Raw genomic sequence first — 18,933 nt, 5'->3', positions numbered from 1 at the left:
TGTAAATGAAAACGGTTCGAGTAATTTGCTCAATACAAGAAGGTTCACTTGGCTATAACAATATTAAGCAACTTGAAGCAGTGATCTCGAGTACTTATAAGGCCCACTTTGGTGCCGATTATCGCCTGGTATTTGCTTGGTTAGACTTGCCTTATCGTCAATCATACATAGCCGGTAAGCTGTCTTGTGCATCAACCGTGCAGTTACCCGTAGAAGATGGTATGCCAGCCGACAAACGTCATCCATTTATGAGTGAGATTTGTGCGAAGTGGCAACATATTACTGGCTGTAATAAGAATGAAATCATCCTAGTGTCGCCAGACATGTCAGCGTACGAACAAATGCACGAAGCCTTTGATGCCCGTGTTGATGAAAAGGTACGTAAGAAAACTAAGCTGAAAATGATGTTGCGCTTAATTGTTGGTTATTTCAAAAAGGGTTATCTGACCACTAGTACAGACCTTTAACCCATCTACAATTTTAATAGCAATACTAAATATTTGAGGGATAACACTATGCCACTTTATACCGTGTCAACGAAAAACCCGCTACCGGAAGCGACGAGAGAAAAGCTCGCCGTGTTAATTATGGATGTTCATTGTGGTATTACCGGTGCGCCAGAAACCTTTGTTAATGTCACATTTGCACACAACGCCACTTTGCAACCACGCGCGACGGTTAATGTCTTAGGTGCGGTGCGAAAAGGCCGAACGCCAGATATGAACAACACGCTTTCGGCAGATATGACACAGCGCATTGCTGCTTTACTTGAATTAACTCCTTATGAAATTGATCTTTCATTGCACGAAGTGCCCGCCCAATGGGTAATGGAAGGTGGTGAAATTCTGCCAGAGCCAGGTGAAGAAGCACTTTGTGAATGGCTGCAAAAAGAACACGCTTAGCCGTTTTTTTTAGACGGAACACAACATAATACCAAGATTTTCCAGCTTTGCTTTGTGGCAATGCTGCGATACTTTGTGCAATATTAGTACAGCTGGAAAACACAATTCTTAAACATTCGCGTTTGTACATTACTACTGGTACTGAGACAATTGGGTTTCATCGCGAATGTCGTTATCAGAAATTTCTGCTCATTAACCTGTTTTGATCAAAGTCAGGCAATATAGCGCAGCTATAATTTCTCTCATACAGTTTTATTTAAGAATAAATAGCCAACGGAATTAGGCAATTAACCCTTAATTACCGAGCTATTTAGCCATTAAAGTGTTGTAGGAGTAGAATGAAACGAGCGGTTTATCCCTTAATTCTTGCCGTAAGCTTATTTACGTCATATAGCCAAGCCAAGGCGCCCATCACATTTGCTGGCGTACTCGCTGAGAATATTCAGCAACACGACAAACAAGGTTATTTGGATAAGATCTATCAAGAGATTGCCAGACGAGCGAATGTAACGATAAATTATGACGTCATGCCGATGGCGAGAACCATGAGTTTATTCGATCATAAAAAAGTCGACTGTATACTGCCCGGCTCTTCTAATCGTTACTTTGATCGAACCAAACAACACGATATTGTGCGCTCTCAGGCAATATCTGCCCTACTGCTCTTCAAGTTTACCTTTGAGCGCAATCAAGCACTATTAGCTGCTCAAGACTTGGCTGACATTAATATTGGCTATGTGCGCAATATCAAAATGTTTAACGCACTCAATATGCCGCCATTTGATAACGCGACCCATATTGTTGCCAGTCATCACAGACATTTATTTGATATGCTTCACTTTGGGCGTACTGAGCTAATTGTCGGCTGGTATCCAGTCATCAATATGCTGGCAACAGCGCGTAATAGCGAACCCGTAAGCTTTGACGCAGAGCACGTATTATCCACCGATTATCTGGTCGTCTCATGCCATCGCAGTGACAAAACCCAAGCCTTTATCGCGACCATTGATAAAGCCATTAATAGCATGTGGCAAGACGGTACGATGGCTGCTATGCACCCTAACGATACTCGCCATTTAAAAGCATTGTTCCCACCGCCAGCAATGTAAATTGAGTTTATTAGCTGTTATTTAGGATGAGAAATTCAATAAAAAAGCGGCGTTACTTTTAGCAAGTAACGCCGCTTTTTGGCTCAATAAGGCCGACTAAATAATTGCGATGACTTAGCTATTTCGAAGCAACGGCACTTGCACCAGTAACGTTATTTTCCTCACCCCAATTTCTAAAGATAAAGATAAACGGCAAGGCGACAAAGTACATAGTGATTGAGTAAACAGCCGCTGGTAGCGCCAACTCTGTGATGGCTAAATCGGCATCGTTAATGGTCGCAGCGATGGCAATGGCTAACGGGCCATTTTGAATACTGGTTTCAATGCCTAAGGTCTTACTTTCTTTCTTGTTCAGCGCAAACAGACGGCTGACGATGATACCAATCACCATCATGATAAATGGCAAGAACAACAGACCGCCGCCAATCACCGCAAAGCTATCAACTAAACGATCAAACGAGTTAGCAATTGCCAAGACGACAATAATAACCCAGAGTACGATGGCAGTTTTCTCTAAGCCGCCTTGGATCGCATTGGCAATATTTTCCTTAAAGTGGCGAATCAACACGCCTAATAAAACCGGGATTGTGGTGATTAGAAAGGTCACAAACGCTAAATCAAACAGCGAGAAAGTCACCGACTCTTCACCTAAAAAGTGTTTCATTGACATGGCAACAAGCACTGGCACCGTCATAAATGCCAAGACACTGACCACGGCAGTTAGCGAAACCGACAAAGCAACGTCCGCTTTTGATAACTTGGAAATAATGTTACTTGTCACCCCGCCTGGGCAAAAGCTTAGTAACATTAAGCCCGCGGCAAACACTGGCGGAAAATCAAACAAGTACGCGGTACCAAACGCAAGTAAAGGCAAAAGCACCACTTGGCTAAGCATAGCGACAAAAAATACATAGGGTCGCTCAATAACACGCTTAAAGTCTTTAACTTCAAGACCAATGCCAAGCGAAAACATAATGATCCCTTGAGCTACAAGTAATGCAAAGGTAATTGCTGATTCCATAGTAATTTACTTCTTTTTATATTAATTAGTGATCAGCGCGTGCCGATGGGCTAAGCGCTATCTTTTTTGTTGAGTTTTTATCAGGAACATGGCTCATCGCCCATTCACTTAACGCCGTGATGCTAAGCGATGGATTAACACCAGGGTTTGCAGAAATCGCAGAGCCATCACACACATACATATTGTGGTAGCCAAACACTTCCGCTTTGTCATTGATAACGCCTTCATCTGCGCTTGCCGCCATCACCGAGCCACCGAGAATATGGGCTGTCGATGGTGTACCAAAAACCGCTTCGGTAATACCAGTACTGGATTTACCATCAACAATCTTTTCTATTTTTTCAGTGATCGCCGTTGATTCTTTGATATAACGCGATGGCGCTGGGCCTTGACCTAAGTTACTGGTGAGTCGCCCACCCAGGCCACGTTTTAATGACAAGGTACTGTCCAAATGTTGCATAAACAGCAAGATAATCGACTTTTTGCTCCAGTCTTTGGTAAACAAGACTTTCAAGTTTTCTTTCGGCTCAGTCACCATCAACTTAACGAAAGAGGCGGCACGGCTTAAAATCGTTCGGCCAACAACATTAGGGGCATGTAAGAACTTCACCACGCTTGATTGCGCGTTATAGTTTATCGGCTCTAAGTGACTGTGATCATCGGTATGTAATACTGAGCCAATTGACACCCCTTGGGCAAAGTTAATGTCTTCTTTGAACGAGGTTACTGTGCTTATCGTCTCGTTATTGGTGCGAATATCTTCGCCCACTTTGTCAGACAAGCCTGCCAGTGAGCCTTTTTCTTTCAATTTTAATAGCAGCGGTACAGTGCCCAGCACGCCACCAGAAAAAATCACGCCTTTGGCGCGTACCACATGGTTTTTCTTGAAACTATAAGGTTTTGAGCTTTTAAACGAGACAAAGTAGCCTTCGCTGCCATCTTTCTTACCCGCAGGGTAAATATCATGCACTTCTTGCTCGGCGACAATCTCAGCACCTAACTTTTGCGCGAGGTAAAGATAGTTTTTGTCGAGCGTGTTTTTGGCGTTAAAACGACAGCCAGTAAAGCAGCTTCCGCATTCGATACACCCTCTGCGCTCTGGCCCCTCGCCATCAAAATAAGGATCTTTGACGAAAGATCCATGATCTTTTTTGTCGGAAAAGAATATGGCAACACGCGATGGGTGAAACTCATCCTCTTTGCCTAAGTCTTCGGCAAGTTCTTTGATCACTAAATCAGCTTGCGTGAAGTTGGGGTTGTCTTGCGCACCCAACATACGCAGCGCTTCTTTGTAATAAGGTTTAAGGACTTCTTCCCAGTTTTGTAATTTTGCCCAAGAGCCGGTATTAAAAAACGCTTTTTTCGGCGTCGGTAATGTCGCGCCATAGGTATGAGAGCCACCACCTACACCCACACCGGAATAAACGGTGATATGCTTGAGCACGGTCATTTTCATAATGCCGCGCAAGCCTAACAGGGGCATCCACAGCCAGCGTTTTAAATCCCAAGCGCTATGGGCGTAAGTGCTATCTTTGTACCAGCGACCTTTTTCAATCACTAACACTTTGTAGCCTTTTTGACTCAACCTTAGTGCACTAACTGAGCCACCAAAGCCACTACCGACTATTACGTAATCGTAATCCGTCGCCTTTGTTGTATGCTTTTTCATGTATTGCTCCAGACTAACGAGTTAAGTGTTTAAATTTAAACCATAACATTTTAGTAAGTAATTTGTGGACAGGGTTGTTCCACGGTGGAGCAATAAATTTAATGCTGTCGAAGCGGCCTTTAGTCACCACAGTTTTGGCTTTACTGAAATTCACAAAGCCTTCTTTGCCGTGGTAATGACCCATACCTGACGGACCAATTCCACCAAATGGCGCATCGTCTGCCATAACATGACTCAGGGTGTCATTTAAACAAACGCCACCCGAGTGGGTGCGCGCAAGCATTTTCGCCGCGCGTTCTTTATCCCAATCAAAATAGTAAAGCGCGAGCGGGCGAGCGCGATCATTAACATAGGTAATCGCTTCTTCAATATCGTCGTATGCTTTGATCGGTAAAATTGGGCCGAAGATCTCTTCCTGCTCAACCAGCATCGATTCATTGGTATTGAGCACCAACGTCATTGGCATCTTACGGGTGTCTTCGAAGGTTTCGTCTTCTGGGTTAATCGTGATTAACTCAGCGCCTTTTTCTTTCGCGTCATCTAAATAAGACTTTAAACGCACGAGCTGACGGTCACTAATAATCGCGGTGTAATCATCGTTAGCGCGAATACTTGGGTAGGCCTTGCTCATTGCTTTGACAAAGGCTTGCGCAAAGGCATTCACTTTGTGTCTTGGAACAAAAATATAATCCGGTGATACACAAATTTGACCAGCATTCATCCCCTTACCAAACGCGATGCGTTGCGCCGCTTCTTCAATTGGGAATGAATCATGGATAATAGTCGGTGATTTACCACCTAATTCTAGTGTGACGGGGGTTAGATGCTCAGCCGCCGCGCGCATCACAATTTTTCCAACCGACGTTGCACCAGTGAATACCAGATGATCAAACGGCAGTTTAGTAAAGGCTGAACTGACATCCACTTCGCCAGTAAATACCGCAACTTGGTCTTTGCTAAATACTGACTCAAGCATACGTTGCACTAAGTCGGCAGTGCGCGGTGCAAATTCTGACATTTTAATCATCGCGCGGTTGCCGGCAGCGAGTGCTGAGACAAGTGGCGATAAACCAAGAAATACAGGGAAATTCCACGGAACGACAATACCCACGACACCGACTGGCTGGTAAAGCACTTCAACCTTAGCTGGCTGTAACGTTAATGGCGTTTTTCTTTTGCTTGGCTTCATCCAGCGCTTCACGCGCCCTTTGCTGTATTCAATCGCATCAAGTAAGGGAAAGATCTCAGCAAGTAAAGTTTCAGCCTCTGGTCGGTTGCTAAAGTCCATGCTAATGGCTGAAACAATTTCATCAGTGTGTTCCATTAACACCGACTTTAATTTATTCAGGTTATCAATGCGCTCTTGCGCACTGGGCATTGGCTGGTGAAGAAAAGACGCTTTTTGCGCCACTAACTGCGCTTCCAAATAACCAAACTCAGTGTTGGTATTCATGTTTTCAACAGTCCCCATAGTTCCCCCTGTTATAATTTTGTATTTAGCGGGCGCATTCTGTTTTAGTTTTTATTATTAAATACGCACTGATACCAATTGAAATAAATACTTAATCATTCAGCGAGAATTAAAAGGCTTAGAGGCAAGGCATTGATTGCAGAGAATGGTCGCTCCCCTTTTTCTACATGAGAAGCAAAATCAATAACGCAGCATATGAGCCTTTTAAACTCGCCCTTAGGGAGCGTGTCAGCATCGCGATAACTGCGCCAAATTTATTGGATGTAGAATAACTATATCGGCACAAATTTGGCTTGTTCTCCCACCGCTGACAGCGCTCTGAATTGGTCAATTATTTAATTCACTTGGTATTACCATAAAGTTGTACGCGTTTAGACTATTAAAAAGTGCATAGTGTGAATAATTATTTGATTGTCTAAGGGTTGTTAATATTTTGCATAGCATTGAACACAAGACTTGCATAAAAAAACACCAAGCTGCACTCTAAGCAATTAATAACTGACTCAAGATAAATAACAACTGACCCAGAAAACTGACTAATAATAAGCACAAAGAAGGAATTAACCATGGCGGTATACGCACTAAACCTGTTTGATTTAGCCGACAATGACGAATACCTAAAATATGCGAAGCGCTCGGCAGCGGAAGTTGAAAAGCACGGCGGTAAAGTACTAGCACTGGGCAAATATAACAGTGCACTCGTCGGCGATATAGAGCCTAGAACCGTGATGATTTTAGTGGAATGGGAGTCCAAAGATGCCTTTGATCATTATTGCAATGATCCTGAGTTAGCCGATCTGCACCCGCATCGCGAACAAGGCACTAAGAACTACGTTTGGCACTTGTTTGATAAGCTCGATGGTTTAAAGCCGCTGTTTTATCCACAAGCCTAATCTCAATTGAACTAACACCAATTGAATTAAGAAAGCCATAAAAAGCCCAACTGAATCCAGTCGGGCTTAACTCTGTGATCCATCGTTTAACGCTAGGCTAAAGCAACTCACGCCAAGCCACATATTGTCGCTTGGCGCACCGGGCTATATTAGTTACACGATGATTTGAAGGTGTATTCGCCTAGCTTCTTAACAAATGCAGCTTTCGCTTCACCATCACACTCACCTAGCTCGATACTTGCTAAAATACCGTGTTTCGGATCTTGCGCAACCGAAACACTTGCTTGAGTTTGCGGTAACATCTCACTTGCTAGTGCGGTAATACACTTGTCAATTTCTTGCATTTCCAGTTGAGGCTTAAATACTTTACCTACCGCCGTCACCGGTAATTGTTCTACGATGTGAATTGCTTTTGGAATCGCCGCACGCTCGGAAATTTCAGCAGCAGCAAAGCTCAGTAGCTCCTCTGGATCTAGGCTGCTTGGGTTTTCCACCTGGACATAACAAACAGGTACTTCACCCGCATGTAAATCAGGCTTACCAACAGCAGCAGCTAAGTTGATCGCAGGGTGTTTACACATTGCCTCTTCGATTAATTTCGGCTCAATATTGTGACCCGCGCGAACAATAAGTTCTTTCTTACGGCCTGTTAGCCAGAAGTAGCCTTCTTCATCTTGGCGCGCTAAATCACCGGTGTTTAACCAGCGATTGCCGTCTTCATCATAAAGCCATAAGCCTTTATTTTGGTGCTCAAGTTGGTAACCCAAAAATACGTTCGGGCCGCGAACAGCTAACACGCCAATTTCATCGGTATCGCAGTAACGCGTGATCTTGTCACCATCGATATTGACGGCTTTCATTTGCTGGTACGGTAAACGAAGACCAATGGAACCAACTTTTTGCTCACCATGGAATGGGTTTAAGCTGCTCACACAAGTGCCTTCCGTTAAGCCATAACCTTCCAGAATTTTAATACCTGTGGTTTCTTGGAAAGACTTGAAGGTTTCAACAGGCATAGGCGCTGCACCACAAATACCGAACTTGAGTGACGATAAATCTTTACCTTCAATTGGGAAGTTCATCAACGCGGAGTAAACTGTTGGTACGGCACTAAAAGTTGTGACTTTGTGATGTTCAACGATGTCCCAGAAATTAGGGATAACATTCGGCTCGCGGTAGCCTTGCGGCGTTGCAATGACCACAGTACCGCCAACGGTAAATGGTAATAAGCCAGTTACCAAAGCGCCATTAACGTGGAATAAAGGTAAGCCACCAAGTACCACCATTTCCTCGTTAAGCATTTGCGAGTTAGATTGCTGAACCGCTTTTACATTGCTTAATTCATTAACATGGGTACGACGCGCAATTTTAGGTAGCCCTGTAGTACCACCCGTACAGTAAAGCGATGAAATAGTTTCATCTGTGTATTCGCGCGTAAAGTTTAATGCTTCCCCATTTTGCTCAGCGATAGCTGCGGTAAAGTTATGGTAGGTTTTACCTGCTGGCAGACTAATTGCGCCGCGCATTTGCGCTTGCATTGCTTGTGCTGGCTCTGCCATTGGCCCCGTCACATGGTGTGCGATATCAATACCAATCACATGCTCAGTATGAACAAGCTCAGGTAATAGCTGTTCAAGCTTAGGCCACAATTCAATTTGGTGCATCGGGTTCATGGTAACCACAGCTTTCGCTTGCACTGAGTTAATTAAATCACCAATTTGCTTGGGCTCAAGCAGCGGGTTAATGGCCAAAATTTGGCATCTCGCTTCACCACCCCAAATCACATAATGCGCTTCTGGTGTATTCGGTAAAAAGAACGCAACGACGTCATTTTCAGTCAGACCAATTGAATCAAAGAAGTTGGCAGCTTGGGTAATTTTGCTGAGTAGCGTTTGGTAAGAAATATCGTGGGCGTTGTTGTAGGCATCACCCTGTAAAAAGAATGAAATGGCCGTTTTGTCAGGACGCTGAGCGGCGCTGTGTTTAATCGCGTCATAAGTGTTGTTAAATTCACTATGACTCGCCCCCGGATTTGCTTGCTCTAACGACTCGACATCATTTAGTGTCTTTATATTTATAATAGTCATTTCTATATTACTTCCTTAAGCGGTAAAAACTTATCACGAGCTTTCATAATTAGAAAAGGTAACACCGGACAGTAATTGAGGAGCCAGCCAGTAGTAAGTGAAAATACTTTGTAGGCGATACTAAAAATTCGAATAGGCGTTACTGTCCTTAGCCTGTAGCCGATCCTAACAGCTGTTCTATACTAGGGGGCGAACGTAGAAAAGGTCAACCACTTCTTCAACGTACCATTGAGCTAGTCTCCATATAGCTATCATTCACTGACTGACATGCCGACAAAACCAAAGCTTTTGATTTCAATGATAAAAGCATCCACAAGCGTACTGATTCGCGATAATCAGCCAACAAATATTAAAAAATCTCACAAATGATGAAGGTATGATAATCACGACTAAAGCCCATAACCCATGGCTAACAGGGTATTCAATAACAGACTGTATTAATATGTAACTACCCGTTCTAAAAAACATTAAAACAGTGTAATTTTTGTCCAACATACGGTAGGATGCGCGCTCGCGATAATTGAGTGCCCAAATCGTACTCTTTTTCATCAACATTAGACGTAATAGGTGTTTTGATTGAACTTGGTAAAATTAATTTTTGCTTTGCTGTTGTCCATTATGGTGTTGCCAACAACACAAGCTGCGTCTTGCCAATCAATCACGGTTAGTGCACATGAAAACTACCCGCCTTTTCACTGGTATCACGAAGGCCAGTTCTATGGCGTCACCATAGATATCACCAAACAACTGCTAGAGCGTTATAAACTAAATTATCAGGTCAGTTCACCAGTACCGTGGAAGCGCTTATTAGAAATGGCCAAACATGGCCATACTGATTTATTGTTAGGGTTAAAGGATACCCCTGCACGCCGTGAGTTTTTGAACTTTACCAGTGCGCCCGTGCTAAATAATCCCGTGGCAGTATTTGTTAAAAAAGGTGAAGAATTTTCATTTACCAGCTGGCGTAGCTTAATTGGTAAAGTGGGTAATATCAATTTGGGTGATAGCCATGGTGAAGAGTTCGATGACTTCGCTAAACAATACCTTAATATTCAGCAAGTCAAAGGCTTGGCGCAAAACTTTCAAATGGTATTGCGTGGCCGCGCAGACTATTTTGTTACTGGCTATTATCCGGGGATCTCTTACCTGTCCAACAGTGGTTTAAAGGATAAAATTGTCGCCATCACGCCTTTTGCCGTAGATGGCTATATTCATTTTGGTTTTGTGAAAGACTCGAACTGTGCGTCGATTATTGCGCGCTTTAACCAAGACCTGGCTGGATTGGCTAAAACCGAAACAATTGAGCAGCTATTTGAAAAGAACTTAAAGCTATGGCAGGCCCAGCTCAACGGTAGACACCAGAGACAACAGCTGTACTAAAGCATTGCACTAAGCTAGGTTAATACGTCGCAGACAAATTGAATAACAAATGTCAAAACGCGACACTTTTCACACCAAAAAGCCTTACTGAGTAAGGCTTTTTATCTATTTAGCTTAACGGCGTTATCGGTCAATCGATAAACTAGAAGTGAACAGTCACCCCTGCAAATACCCCGTCAAATTCAAGATCTGAGTACAGGTCGTCGAGATCATCAAGCTCTAACTTGACTGAACGATAACCGGCTTGCACGTTGACATCGATAGCAATGTTGTCCACCACGGCGTAATTCACGCCTAACTGATAGTCATACAAGGTATGATCATCAATCGATAAGAAGTTGCCATTGGCAAACAAACTTAGGCCTGTAAACATTAAACCGATTTCAGTCGATGCATACAGCATAGGTACAATTTCAGAGGTATTTATTGTACCTTCAATGGTATTGCTCACCGGGTTACCACTTGAATCGTTGCTGGTCACTTGCGAGCGCAAGGTGACATCGCCGTCAAAATCGCGCGCTGTTAAGCCAAAGTCAAAGCTAAACACCCCATTGTCGAACAATTCATAATAAAGCGTGTAGTCGATGTAACTGACGTCAAAACTAGCCGCGACTTGCGCACCAGAGGCAAAGTTTTGATCATCAAATTCTAGCGGCTCAGTGATTAGTGTTGAGCCTGTTGTATCGAGTGTTGTGCTGTCAATTCGCATATTAGGGATCAGTGGGATCGGGTGCTCAACCGCAATAAAGTAGCTACCTTGTTGCTCGTCACCTAAATTAAAATCTCGCTGCTGACCACTCTCACCAAAAATACCTTCGGCCGCGTTATCCCAAATTTGAGCGCCAATATAGAGGCCGACGACATCAGCATGCGCCGCAGTCGACATTAAGCTTGCTAATCCAGCGGCGACTAATGTTTTTTTCATGATTTACCCTTGACTCAATAATTCATTTAAATCGATTAACGCAGCGTTTGCGCGAGAAATATAGTTCGCCATCACTAGCGAGTGATTTGCTAAGAAGCCAAAACCATCACCGTTTAAAATCATCGGGCTCCAAACGCTTTGCTGGCTCGCTTCTAGTTCACGAATGATTTGCTGCAAGCTTACTTTGGCATTTTTCTTCTCAAGTACATCACTGAAATCAATTTCTATTGCTTTTAAGAAGTGCAGTAGTGCCCAACATGCACCACGCGCTTCGTAAAATTCATTGTCAATCTGCCACCAGCTGGTTTTAATGGCGATGTTGGGCGCAGAATATGTCGATTGTTGAGCGACGCTATCGCCAGCTAAATCAGTGTTCACCACTTCGCGGCCAACACTTGCACTTAGGCGCTGCGAATAGCTACCTAAACGTTTTTCTACCTCACTTAACCACGCGCGAAGGTTGTCGGCGCGCGCATAAAATTGAGCGCTTTGTGTTGCAGGGTCCGCCAGTGCAGAGCGGTAAGCGTATAGTTCGGCAATCGCTTTGCTGTATTCACTTTCAGCTGATGGCACTGCCCAGCTAGTGTGATCGATATTCAGTTGCGGCTGCGCATTTTTTAGGTGCTGATTTTCTAGCGATTGTGATTGTGAGCGGCTTAACTCTTGGCGCATAACAAGCGCCATATCACGCACCATTTCTAACACTCCAAACTCCCATGATGGAATGTTATCCAGAAATACCGACGGTGGCAGCACGTCATTGCTCAGGTAACCACCTGGCTTATCTAACAAAGTTTCAGTCACGTTAATTAATGCTGTTGTCGTGGTATAGCCAACGACAGGCGCAACATTTTCTGCACTCGCCGCTTGGGTCACACTCGCCTTAATATCAATGGTGTCTGGCTCAAAACTCCAATACACACCGATTAAATAGAACAGAAAAAAAACACCGGCAACACTTGCTAGTACAGTTTTTGTTGAAAAATTCACGCTATCTACCTTCCTTAATGATGATGTTTTGCTTGTTTTATACTTCTCACAGGCATAGTGACATCAATTTTCTGATTATCTTCAAATGCTAATGTCATTGTTACCTGTTGGCCTGCTTTTAGTGGCGCGGCTAAATCGAAGACCATCAAATGTAAGCCCATTGGCTGTAATACTGCCTGTTCACCAGCGCCGATAGTAATACCTGCTACCTGCCCCATCTTCATCATACCATCGTGCATGGTGTGCTCGTGGATCTCAATCGTTGGGCTAATACTACTTGTCGCCGCCACGAGTTTGATCGCTGCGCTACTTTGATTATTAATGGTCATGTATGCTGAAGTTACTGAATTTCCGGGAATAACTTCACGCACGTAAGCCTGGCTAATCTCAATGTCACTGGCTTGGACAAGGCTGGTAAATGCCGCGCTCAACAGCGATACAGCGATTAGTGCTTTACTGAAAAATCTCATCTTTGCTATACATCCTTTTCAAGAACGATTATTGTTGCTCCATCTTATTGTAACTAAGCTGCCCCTAAATGGATAACTTAATTCTTTCGAACATTTCAAATGGTGTGTTAACTATCACCTTGAATAATTTAGAGAAAAAAAACTCACTCACCACCGCTATCTATAACAGCTTAACTCAGCTATTTAGCGAAGCGAATAGTAATGACGACATTCGCTGTTTGTTATTGCAAGGCAACAATGAGTGTTTTTCCGCTGGTAATGATCTGGCCGACTTCCTTGCTTGCCCAGACGGTGAAGAACCAGCCGCTTACAATTTTGTCCGTGCATTAGCTGACTTTACCAAACCGATTGTGGTTGCTGTGGCTGGCCCTGCTATTGGTATTGGCTCTACGTTACTGCTGCATTCCGATATCGTTATCGCCACCGACAACGCTAAATTTGGTATGCCATTTAGTAAGCTAGGGCTTTGCCCAGAAGCGGGCTCTAGTTTGTTACTTACGCAACTAGTCGGTCATGCCAAAGCATTTGAATTAATGGTATTAGGCGATATTTTCGATGCCGATACGGCATTATCACTTAACTTAATTAACAAAAAAGTGGCGAAAGATGAGCTATTGCCTACAGCCCTTGCATATGCGGAGCGCATCGCCAGCTTACCTGCCGACGCCGTGATGAGTTCCCGTTTGCTGATGAAGCAAGCCAACGCTAACTTACTAGAAGATGCGCTACAACATGAATTTCCGACCTTTGCCCGCTTGATGCAAACTGACGACTGTAGAGCCATACTCAACAAGTTTTTAACGAAATAAAGCTTATCTACCCTATGCTCAGTGCGCGTATTTTTCTAACTGTGCACTGAGCGTTTATCATCACGCATTACCAACCAAATAATAAAGGCGACGACCAATACCGGCCAAAACACGCCAATGGCTGCTAACCCTAGCGCGCCAACCACTAATAACCCGACAAATAGTATCGAGCCAAACACCGTCAGCACAATGGCCATGGCAACAATCACCAATACCACTGCAGTTAAAGCGGCAAAACTAATGGCTTTTAGTGGCTCAATTAACTCATCCCCCATGTAAACATCCACATCAAACAGATCCAGTAAACTGGTGCCAAGTACATAAGTAAGAAACAAGGTAGCGACAATGGCTAACACGAGTGATTTGAAAAAAGACATGCTCCGCTCCTCGGGATATGCAATAAAGTGAAAGGTGAATTCTTCGCTGTTAACGTGGGGCATTCACCTCCTTGTGATTAAGTTTATACGCGTCTCAAATGTAAGCACTTAGGGTTCAGGTATTATGCTCTGGTTGGCAGCAACAAAGCGGCAACTAAGTAAGCAACACCGGTTGCCACAGGAAAAGTAATTAACGCCAGAATTACCGCAACGCGAATCCCCCAACGTGGCCAGTTGTAATAGCGGGCCAAGCCAGCACAAACACCTGATACTTTTTTGTGTAATACGTCTTTGGTTAACTGCTTTTTGGTTAAGTAACTCGCCTTATAACTCATAACAAACCTCATTTATTCATTAACTTGTGGCAATGGTATTGGCTACCGATATTGACCAAGGCTGCGCCGATGGCAAACGCGGCGACAGGCATTAGACAAATCGTTAAAAACATTGAATAAACGTCCATGTCGGTCTGCTCCTTATCTATCCGCTATGCGCCTAAGCGGCACTGCGCACTTTTTGCTTTAACGTAGCCAGCTCTTGGTCGATGTTTTCATCGCTTTCTAGTTCGCGGAACTGACTTTCCAAGTCTTGCTTTTGTGTCATGTCGTAAGCTTCAATTTCAGCTTCAACACGTTCAATCTTTTGTTGATAACGCTCAAAGCGGTTGATCGCTTCGTCAATATTGTATTGCTCAGACTTTTCACGCACTTTCAACCGAACTTCTGCCGATTCTTGGCGTAACAATAATGCCTCTTGGCGGCGTTTAGCTTCTGCCAGCTTTTGCTGTAAACGTTGACCATCTTCTTGAACGCTCGCTAAAAACTCACTTAACTTTGCTTCTTCTTCCGCTAAGTTTGTCAGCTGCTGTTGCAACTTGTGCTTTTCAGCTAAGGCACTTTTAGCCAAGTCGTCACGACCTTTACTAATTGCCAACTCTGCTTTTTCTTGCCAGCTTTGAGCGCTTCTTTCTAGCGATGCCACTTGGCGGCTCAAGCTTTTCTGTTCAGCGATGTGCTTGGCAGCGGTCGCGCGCACTTCAACGAGCGTTTCTTCCATTTCTTGAATGATCAAACGGATCATTTTTTCTGGTTGTTCTGCCTTATCTAACATGCTGTTGATATTGGCGTTAATAATGTCGGCAAATCGTGTAAACATTCCCATGAGATCATCTCCTACTCTTCTTCACTAGATTCAGCTTTTGGTTCATTTTCATTGTCACTATCATTGCCATCTGCAGTTGTTGCGACTTGTATTTCTGCGCTCGACCAACTAAACGTTTGCTCTACCGAAAACTGCGCAATGTTGTCTGCGATTGACTGTTGTAGTTGCTCACCTAAGTTGGCAACCACTTGCTTTCCTTGCGCTACGACGAACTGAGTGATTACTTGCTCAGTTGATGTTTCAGCCGCGTGAGCGGTTTGTGCAGTGGCAGCCACAATAGACATCGACATGACTGAACCAACTAAAATGTTTGTAAACTTGTTCATCTCACTTTCCTTTTTAAGCTAATTTAACCAGCAGTGATTGCTGCGTTTGTAAGAGTTATTACAAGTGATGTGCCAATCGTGAACAATATTTTAAACCATTGTTTTTAAAGGCTTTAAAAAGCAAACATTAAAAACCATCAAGACCAAGACATAATATGTCAAACGACAATTTAGTTTATTTAACCAACGATATGGCGAAAAAAACCAACTTAAAAATAGCGCTACAAAATGCATTTCGGTATGTGACCGCTCAACGAAAAAATTAAGCAACGTGAAACCCTCTAGGGCGGTTCAGTAATTAAACAAACGAAAAGCGAGTCAGTAAGGAATAGATGGACGGAAAAATGCAGAAACCAAAAGAAAGCGAAAGCTATTAGCAAGTAAGCGATAACACAAAGCGTTTTTCTTTATAAACAATACGTATAGACGACAGATATACAAAATACATAGCGATACTTATTAAGTACCGCTTTGTTCGTCTAGCTCTCGTTAAGCTGTCGTTACAGGCAGGTCAGTAAGCGCCCCCCACTCAGCCCAAGAGCCATCGTAAACGGTAGTTTCTTTATATCCCGCGATGTCGGCAGCCAAGGCGAGAATGCAGGCGGTAATGCCCGAGCCACAGGTCATGATCATCGGCAATTTATTAGGGTTCAGCTGCTCAAACTTTAACGCGAGTTGCTCACTGTCGAGTAAAAGACCATTTGCAATTAAGGAAGTAAAAGGGAGTGACTTGGCCTCGGGCATATGGCCTACACGCACGCCCACCCTAGGCTCTGGTGTTTGACCAAAAAACCTGGCCGTTGCTCTGGCATCCACAATAACATGTGATTTTTGCTCAATAGCCTGACCCACAAAGTGATGATCAACAAACATAGCGTCACAATAGCTAGCACCAAACGTGCCTCTGCTCGAGGGTTCACTGTGTTCGACACTTTCCACAGGTAAGTTGCGCTTGAGCCAATGAGGTAAACCGCCATCGAGCACACTCACGTGTTGATGTCCCATTGCCGTTAGCATCCACCACGCTCTGGCAGCAGAGAACAGCCCCAAATCGTCATACACGACAAGGTGTTCGTCACCAGTAATACCCAGTGATTGCGCTGCTTGCTCAAATGCTTTGGCGCCCAGCATGGTATGAGGAAACTGGGCGTGGTGATCGCAAAAATCATGCTCAATATCCATGCGCTTAGCACCGGGAATCACGGCCGATGGCCAGCACTTTTTGGGCTTACTTTGTGGCGCAACTGGCGCCATACTGGCATCAAAAATTAATAAGTTTTGTTGCGTTAAATTGGCATATAAAGCTTCTGCGCTGATCAAAGGCTGATGAGTAAACATGATTTGCTGAGCAATAAAGAGAACTTGCTTTCAAGCTAGCCTATCGCCAGCGCTATGTACAGTTGAACACAGAGAAAGTTTTACCGAGAAAGCTCGAAGTCAGTTGCTGGATAGCAAGTAGAAAAAGAGAAAAGAGAAAAGAGAAAAGAGAAAAGTTAGCTTAACACTATTGGAATAAAAGTAGAGCAAGGTTGCAAACTAACGGAGTAAACCAAGTGCTAAACAATGTTACCTTGCACTAGCTGATTTTTGATTCAGTCAACGGCTCAGCCAAGCCTGACCGAAACAAACTACGTTCGGTTAAGCCATTTTTTGACGAGTGATGTTCAAATAAACGCACAATCAATGATGTCATCAGTACAGCAACCGCTGGTGCCATCATTACGCCGAATAAAGCAGAGAAACTCAACATAGGCATATACCCCATTGTTACTCGGCAAACTTTGCAACGCTTGCTTGATCATCTTTAGCATTCACTTGCTCAGCCTTAGCGATCATCGTTTCATTTAGCTCAACCACAGGTAACTGCATTGCGCGTAGTGTAAATTGAATATCTTGATTGACTTGCTCGGCGACCATTTCGCTAACTTGAGCGTTTTGTTGCTTGATTAGCTCAGCTGCCACAGTTTCAGCATTATGCGTTTCACCGGCAAATGCGCTAGCACCAAAAAGTAGACCGATAGTAGCTAAGGTAGTGGTTAGTGTTTTCATGTTTGACTCCAATCTTTCCATTTGTTTAAGTAAAAGTGTTAACCAATGACTGCGTTATTAGTTAAGTTGCATTTACCTTTACAAAGGTTGTGCCAGACAATGAAAAAAATGTTATGTGATTGTTATATAAGAAAATTTAGTTTTAACTTTCGTTACAACATGAGGTGGACTTCTTAAACTTTACTCCATCACTTAGTGAAATCCACCAATTATTAGTATAAAAATTAGCTAATTTGCTCAATCGTATGTCGACTACTGAGCAACCGCTACGCAGTAACGACTACATCCTCATTCACCAGTTCAAATGCACGGCGTAATACATCGCCTGTTTCGCCCGCCAACATGGCATTTTCACTCAAGTAGCGACGGAACTGCTTTGCCCCCGGTAAACCATTGCACAAGCCCAACATATGGCGTGTGACATGCGATGCTTTGGCTTTATTTCCGCCCGCAACATGCTTATCAATGTAAGTGGCCATGTGGTCGATAACCTCTGCACGCGAAATCACAGATTTCTGCTCGCCATAAATCACTTGATCCGCCTGAGCCAGCAGGTAAGGGTTTTGATAAATTTCACGGCCGATCATCACACCATCAATATAGTTCAAATGTGCCAATGACTCTTCATAAGTTTTGATCCCACCGTTGATCGAGATCGCTAAATGGTTGAAGTCTTTTTTGATGCTGTAAACACGGCTGTAATCTAATGGTGGAATATCGCGGTTTTGCTTGGGGCTAAGACCAGATAGCCACGCCTTGCGAGCGTGAATAATAAAATGCTCACAACCTGCCGGTTCAATCGTCGCGATAAACTCTTGTAGAAACTCGTAACTATCTTGATCGTCAATACCAATGCGAGATTTCACGGTAATTGGAATATCGGCGGCATCTTTCATCTGCTTAACGCACTCAGCCACTAACGCAGGTTCCGCCATTAAACAGGCGCCAAAACGTCCATTTTGCACGCGATCAGACGGACAGCCAACATTGATATTGATCTCATCGTAGCCCAATGCTGCGGCACGCTTAGCACACTCTGCCATGGCCTGAGGATCACTGCCGCCCAATTGCAATACCACAGGATGCTCTTCTTCGTTGTAACCGAGGTAGTCCCCCTTGCCAAAGATAATCGCACCGGTAGTTACCATTTCGGTGTAAAGCACTGTATTGCTTGACATTAAACGGTAGAAATAACGACAGTGGCGATCTGTCCAATCGAGCATAGGTGCCACAGAGAGTTTATGAGAGGTCATGAAAAGAGAAACGCCTTTACAATAGAGAGTTAAATCACGCG

21 protein-coding genes are annotated in these 18,933 nt (G+C 43.8%); 6 read left to right on the top strand and 15 right to left on the bottom strand.

What is annotated here, in order from left to right; genetic code table 11:
- The first annotated feature begins 5 nt into the window (after positions 1-5).
- The 3 genes from DXX93_RS02420 (at position 6) to DXX93_RS02410 (ending at position 2,011) form a co-directional block, all read left to right on the top strand.
- Positions 6-467 (top strand): hypothetical protein, encoded by a 462-nt coding sequence (locus tag DXX93_RS02420; protein WP_116006644.1) that lies wholly within the window; start codon positions 6-8, stop codon positions 465-467.
- A 48-nt stretch (positions 468-515) separates the two neighbouring features.
- Positions 516-902 (top strand): tautomerase family protein, encoded by a 387-nt coding sequence (locus DXX93_RS02415; RefSeq protein ID WP_116006643.1) that lies wholly within the window; start codon positions 516-518, stop codon positions 900-902.
- Between the two features lie 338 nt (positions 903-1,240).
- The gene (locus DXX93_RS02410) at positions 1,241-2,011 is read left to right on the top strand and encodes a substrate-binding periplasmic protein (RefSeq protein WP_116006642.1); all 771 of its coding nucleotides are present in this window, start codon (positions 1,241-1,243) and stop codon (positions 2,009-2,011) included.
- A 118-nt stretch (positions 2,012-2,129) separates the two neighbouring features.
- Here DXX93_RS02410 and DXX93_RS02405 read toward each other — a convergent pair whose 3' ends face one another.
- The 3 genes from DXX93_RS02405 to DXX93_RS02395 are packed head-to-tail and all read right to left on the bottom strand — an operon-like array spanning position 2,130 to position 6,154.
- Positions 2,130-3,032 (bottom strand): bile acid:sodium symporter family protein, encoded by a 903-nt coding sequence (locus DXX93_RS02405; RefSeq protein WP_116006641.1) that lies wholly within the window; start codon positions 3,030-3,032, stop codon positions 2,130-2,132.
- 25 nt (positions 3,033-3,057) lie between these two features.
- A complete protein-coding gene (locus tag DXX93_RS02400; protein WP_116006640.1) occupies positions 3,058-4,701 on the bottom strand; it encodes a GMC oxidoreductase in 1,644 nt (547 codons plus the stop codon).
- 13 nt (positions 4,702-4,714) lie between these two features.
- Positions 4,715-6,154, bottom strand: coding sequence for a coniferyl aldehyde dehydrogenase (locus DXX93_RS02395; protein ID WP_220347591.1), 1,440 nt, complete (start codon positions 6,152-6,154; stop codon positions 4,715-4,717).
- Between the two features lie 584 nt (positions 6,155-6,738).
- Between DXX93_RS02395 and DXX93_RS02390 the strand changes: the two genes are divergently transcribed.
- Positions 6,739-7,065 carry a DUF1330 domain-containing protein gene (locus DXX93_RS02390; RefSeq protein WP_116006638.1) on the top strand — a complete coding sequence of 109 codons (327 nt, stop codon included), beginning with the start codon at positions 6,739-6,741 and terminating at the stop codon, positions 7,063-7,065.
- Between the two features lie 149 nt (positions 7,066-7,214).
- Here DXX93_RS02390 and DXX93_RS02385 read toward each other — a convergent pair whose 3' ends face one another.
- Entirely contained in the window at positions 7,215-9,152 is a 1,938-nt protein-coding gene (locus DXX93_RS02385) for an acyl-CoA synthetase (RefSeq protein WP_116006637.1), read from the bottom strand.
- Positions 9,153-9,728: 576 nt separating this feature from the next.
- Here DXX93_RS02385 and DXX93_RS02380 point away from each other — a divergent pair.
- A complete protein-coding gene (locus DXX93_RS02380; RefSeq protein WP_116006636.1) occupies positions 9,729-10,532 on the top strand; it encodes a substrate-binding periplasmic protein in 804 nt (267 codons plus the stop codon).
- Positions 10,533-10,674: 142 nt separating this feature from the next.
- Here the strand turns inward: DXX93_RS02380 and DXX93_RS02375 are convergent, their stop codons facing one another.
- The 3 genes from DXX93_RS02375 to DXX93_RS02365 are packed head-to-tail and all read right to left on the bottom strand — an operon-like array spanning position 10,675 to position 12,917.
- The gene (locus DXX93_RS02375; protein ID WP_116006635.1) at positions 10,675-11,457 is read right to left on the bottom strand and encodes a TIGR04219 family outer membrane beta-barrel protein; all 783 of its coding nucleotides are present in this window, start codon (positions 11,455-11,457) and stop codon (positions 10,675-10,677) included.
- Between the two features lie 3 nt (positions 11,458-11,460).
- Positions 11,461-12,447 carry a DUF2333 family protein gene (locus tag DXX93_RS02370; RefSeq protein ID WP_116006634.1) on the bottom strand — a complete coding sequence of 329 codons (987 nt, stop codon included), beginning with the start codon at positions 12,445-12,447 and terminating at the stop codon, positions 11,461-11,463.
- Positions 12,448-12,461: 14 nt separating this feature from the next.
- Positions 12,462-12,917, bottom strand: coding sequence for a copper chaperone PCu(A)C (locus tag DXX93_RS02365; protein ID WP_116006633.1), 456 nt, complete (start codon positions 12,915-12,917; stop codon positions 12,462-12,464).
- Positions 12,918-12,985: 68 nt separating this feature from the next.
- On the opposite strand from DXX93_RS02365, the gene DXX93_RS02360 reads away from it, so the two are divergent.
- Positions 12,986-13,726 carry an enoyl-CoA hydratase gene (locus DXX93_RS02360; RefSeq protein WP_116006632.1) on the top strand — a complete coding sequence of 247 codons (741 nt, stop codon included), beginning with the start codon at positions 12,986-12,988 and terminating at the stop codon, positions 13,724-13,726.
- 35 nt (positions 13,727-13,761) lie between these two features.
- On the opposite strand, the gene DXX93_RS02355 is transcribed toward DXX93_RS02360, so the two are convergent.
- From DXX93_RS02355 to dusA, 8 genes are all read right to left on the bottom strand, one after another.
- Positions 13,762-14,103 (bottom strand): hypothetical protein, encoded by a 342-nt coding sequence (locus tag DXX93_RS02355; protein ID WP_116009804.1) that lies wholly within the window; start codon positions 14,101-14,103, stop codon positions 13,762-13,764.
- A gap of 122 nt (positions 14,104-14,225) precedes the next feature.
- Positions 14,226-14,438 carry a PspC domain-containing protein gene (locus tag DXX93_RS02350; RefSeq protein ID WP_116009803.1) on the bottom strand — a complete coding sequence of 71 codons (213 nt, stop codon included), beginning with the start codon at positions 14,436-14,438 and terminating at the stop codon, positions 14,226-14,228.
- Between the two features lie 160 nt (positions 14,439-14,598).
- A complete protein-coding gene (gene pspA / locus DXX93_RS02345) occupies positions 14,599-15,264 on the bottom strand; it encodes a phage shock protein PspA (RefSeq protein ID WP_116006631.1) in 666 nt (221 codons plus the stop codon).
- 11 nt (positions 15,265-15,275) lie between these two features.
- The gene (locus DXX93_RS02340; protein WP_116006630.1) at positions 15,276-15,590 is read right to left on the bottom strand and encodes a hypothetical protein; all 315 of its coding nucleotides are present in this window, start codon (positions 15,588-15,590) and stop codon (positions 15,276-15,278) included.
- 489 nt (positions 15,591-16,079) lie between these two features.
- Entirely contained in the window at positions 16,080-16,928 is an 849-nt protein-coding gene (locus DXX93_RS02335) for a sulfurtransferase (RefSeq protein ID WP_116006629.1), read from the bottom strand.
- A 238-nt stretch (positions 16,929-17,166) separates the two neighbouring features.
- Positions 17,167-17,355, bottom strand: coding sequence for a hypothetical protein (locus DXX93_RS20745; protein ID WP_116006628.1), 189 nt, complete (start codon positions 17,353-17,355; stop codon positions 17,167-17,169).
- 2 nt (positions 17,356-17,357) lie between these two features.
- On the bottom strand, positions 17,358-17,639 hold the full coding sequence (locus DXX93_RS02325; RefSeq protein WP_116006627.1) for a hypothetical protein: 282 nt from the start codon (positions 17,637-17,639) through the stop codon (positions 17,358-17,360).
- 266 nt (positions 17,640-17,905) lie between these two features.
- Positions 17,906-18,892 (bottom strand): tRNA dihydrouridine(20/20a) synthase DusA, encoded by a 987-nt coding sequence (gene dusA / locus DXX93_RS02320; RefSeq protein WP_116009802.1) that lies wholly within the window; start codon positions 18,890-18,892, stop codon positions 17,906-17,908.
- Positions 18,893-18,933 lie beyond the last annotated feature (41 nt).

Source organism: Thalassotalea euphylliae (genome assembly GCF_003390335.1).
GTDB lineage: Bacteria > Pseudomonadota > Gammaproteobacteria > Enterobacterales > Alteromonadaceae > Thalassotalea_F > Thalassotalea_F euphylliae_B.
Note: the sequence above shows the minus strand (reverse complement) of the source record. Positions and strands in the feature narration are given on the sequence as shown.

Bases quoted from the DNA above. Each gene is read 5' to 3' on its own strand.
- DXX93_RS02335 (WP_116006629.1), bottom strand. From the start codon at position 16,928: ATGTTTACTCATCAGCCTTTGATCAGCGCAGAAGCTTTATATGCCAAT.
- DXX93_RS02390 (WP_116006638.1), top strand. From the start codon at position 6,739: ATGGCGGTATACGCACTAAACCTGTTTGATTTAGCCGACAATGACGAA.
- DXX93_RS02355 (WP_116009804.1), bottom strand. From the start codon at position 14,103: ATGTCTTTTTTCAAATCACTCGTGTTAGCCATTGTCGCTACCTTGTTT.
- DXX93_RS02410 (WP_116006642.1), top strand. From the start codon at position 1,241: ATGAAACGAGCGGTTTATCCCTTAATTCTTGCCGTAAGCTTATTTACG.
- DXX93_RS02325 (WP_116006627.1), bottom strand. From the start codon at position 17,639: ATGAAAACACTAACCACTACCTTAGCTACTATCGGTCTACTTTTTGGT.
- DXX93_RS20745 (WP_116006628.1), bottom strand. From the start codon at position 17,355: ATGGGGTATATGCCTATGTTGAGTTTCTCTGCTTTATTCGGCGTAATG.
- DXX93_RS02385 (WP_116006637.1), bottom strand. From the start codon at position 9,152: ATGACTATTATAAATATAAAGACACTAAATGATGTCGAGTCGTTAGAG.
- DXX93_RS02365 (WP_116006633.1), bottom strand. From the start codon at position 12,917: ATGAGATTTTTCAGTAAAGCACTAATCGCTGTATCGCTGTTGAGCGCG.
- DXX93_RS02340 (WP_116006630.1), bottom strand. From the start codon at position 15,590: ATGAACAAGTTTACAAACATTTTAGTTGGTTCAGTCATGTCGATGTCT.
- DXX93_RS02375 (WP_116006635.1), bottom strand. From the start codon at position 11,457: ATGAAAAAAACATTAGTCGCCGCTGGATTAGCAAGCTTAATGTCGACT.
- dusA (WP_116009802.1), bottom strand. From the start codon at position 18,892: ATGACCTCTCATAAACTCTCTGTGGCACCTATGCTCGATTGGACAGAT.
- DXX93_RS02415 (WP_116006643.1), top strand. From the start codon at position 516: ATGCCACTTTATACCGTGTCAACGAAAAACCCGCTACCGGAAGCGACG.
- DXX93_RS02405 (WP_116006641.1), bottom strand. From the start codon at position 3,032: ATGGAATCAGCAATTACCTTTGCATTACTTGTAGCTCAAGGGATCATT.
- DXX93_RS02400 (WP_116006640.1), bottom strand. From the start codon at position 4,701: ATGAAAAAGCATACAACAAAGGCGACGGATTACGATTACGTAATAGTC.
- DXX93_RS02420 (WP_116006644.1), top strand. From the start codon at position 6: ATGAAAACGGTTCGAGTAATTTGCTCAATACAAGAAGGTTCACTTGGC.
- DXX93_RS02350 (WP_116009803.1), bottom strand. From the start codon at position 14,438: ATGAGTTATAAGGCGAGTTACTTAACCAAAAAGCAGTTAACCAAAGAC.
- DXX93_RS02360 (WP_116006632.1), top strand. From the start codon at position 12,986: ATGGATAACTTAATTCTTTCGAACATTTCAAATGGTGTGTTAACTATC.
- pspA (WP_116006631.1), bottom strand. From the start codon at position 15,264: ATGGGAATGTTTACACGATTTGCCGACATTATTAACGCCAATATCAAC.
- DXX93_RS02395 (WP_220347591.1), bottom strand. From the start codon at position 6,154: ATGAATACCAACACTGAGTTTGGTTATTTGGAAGCGCAGTTAGTGGCG.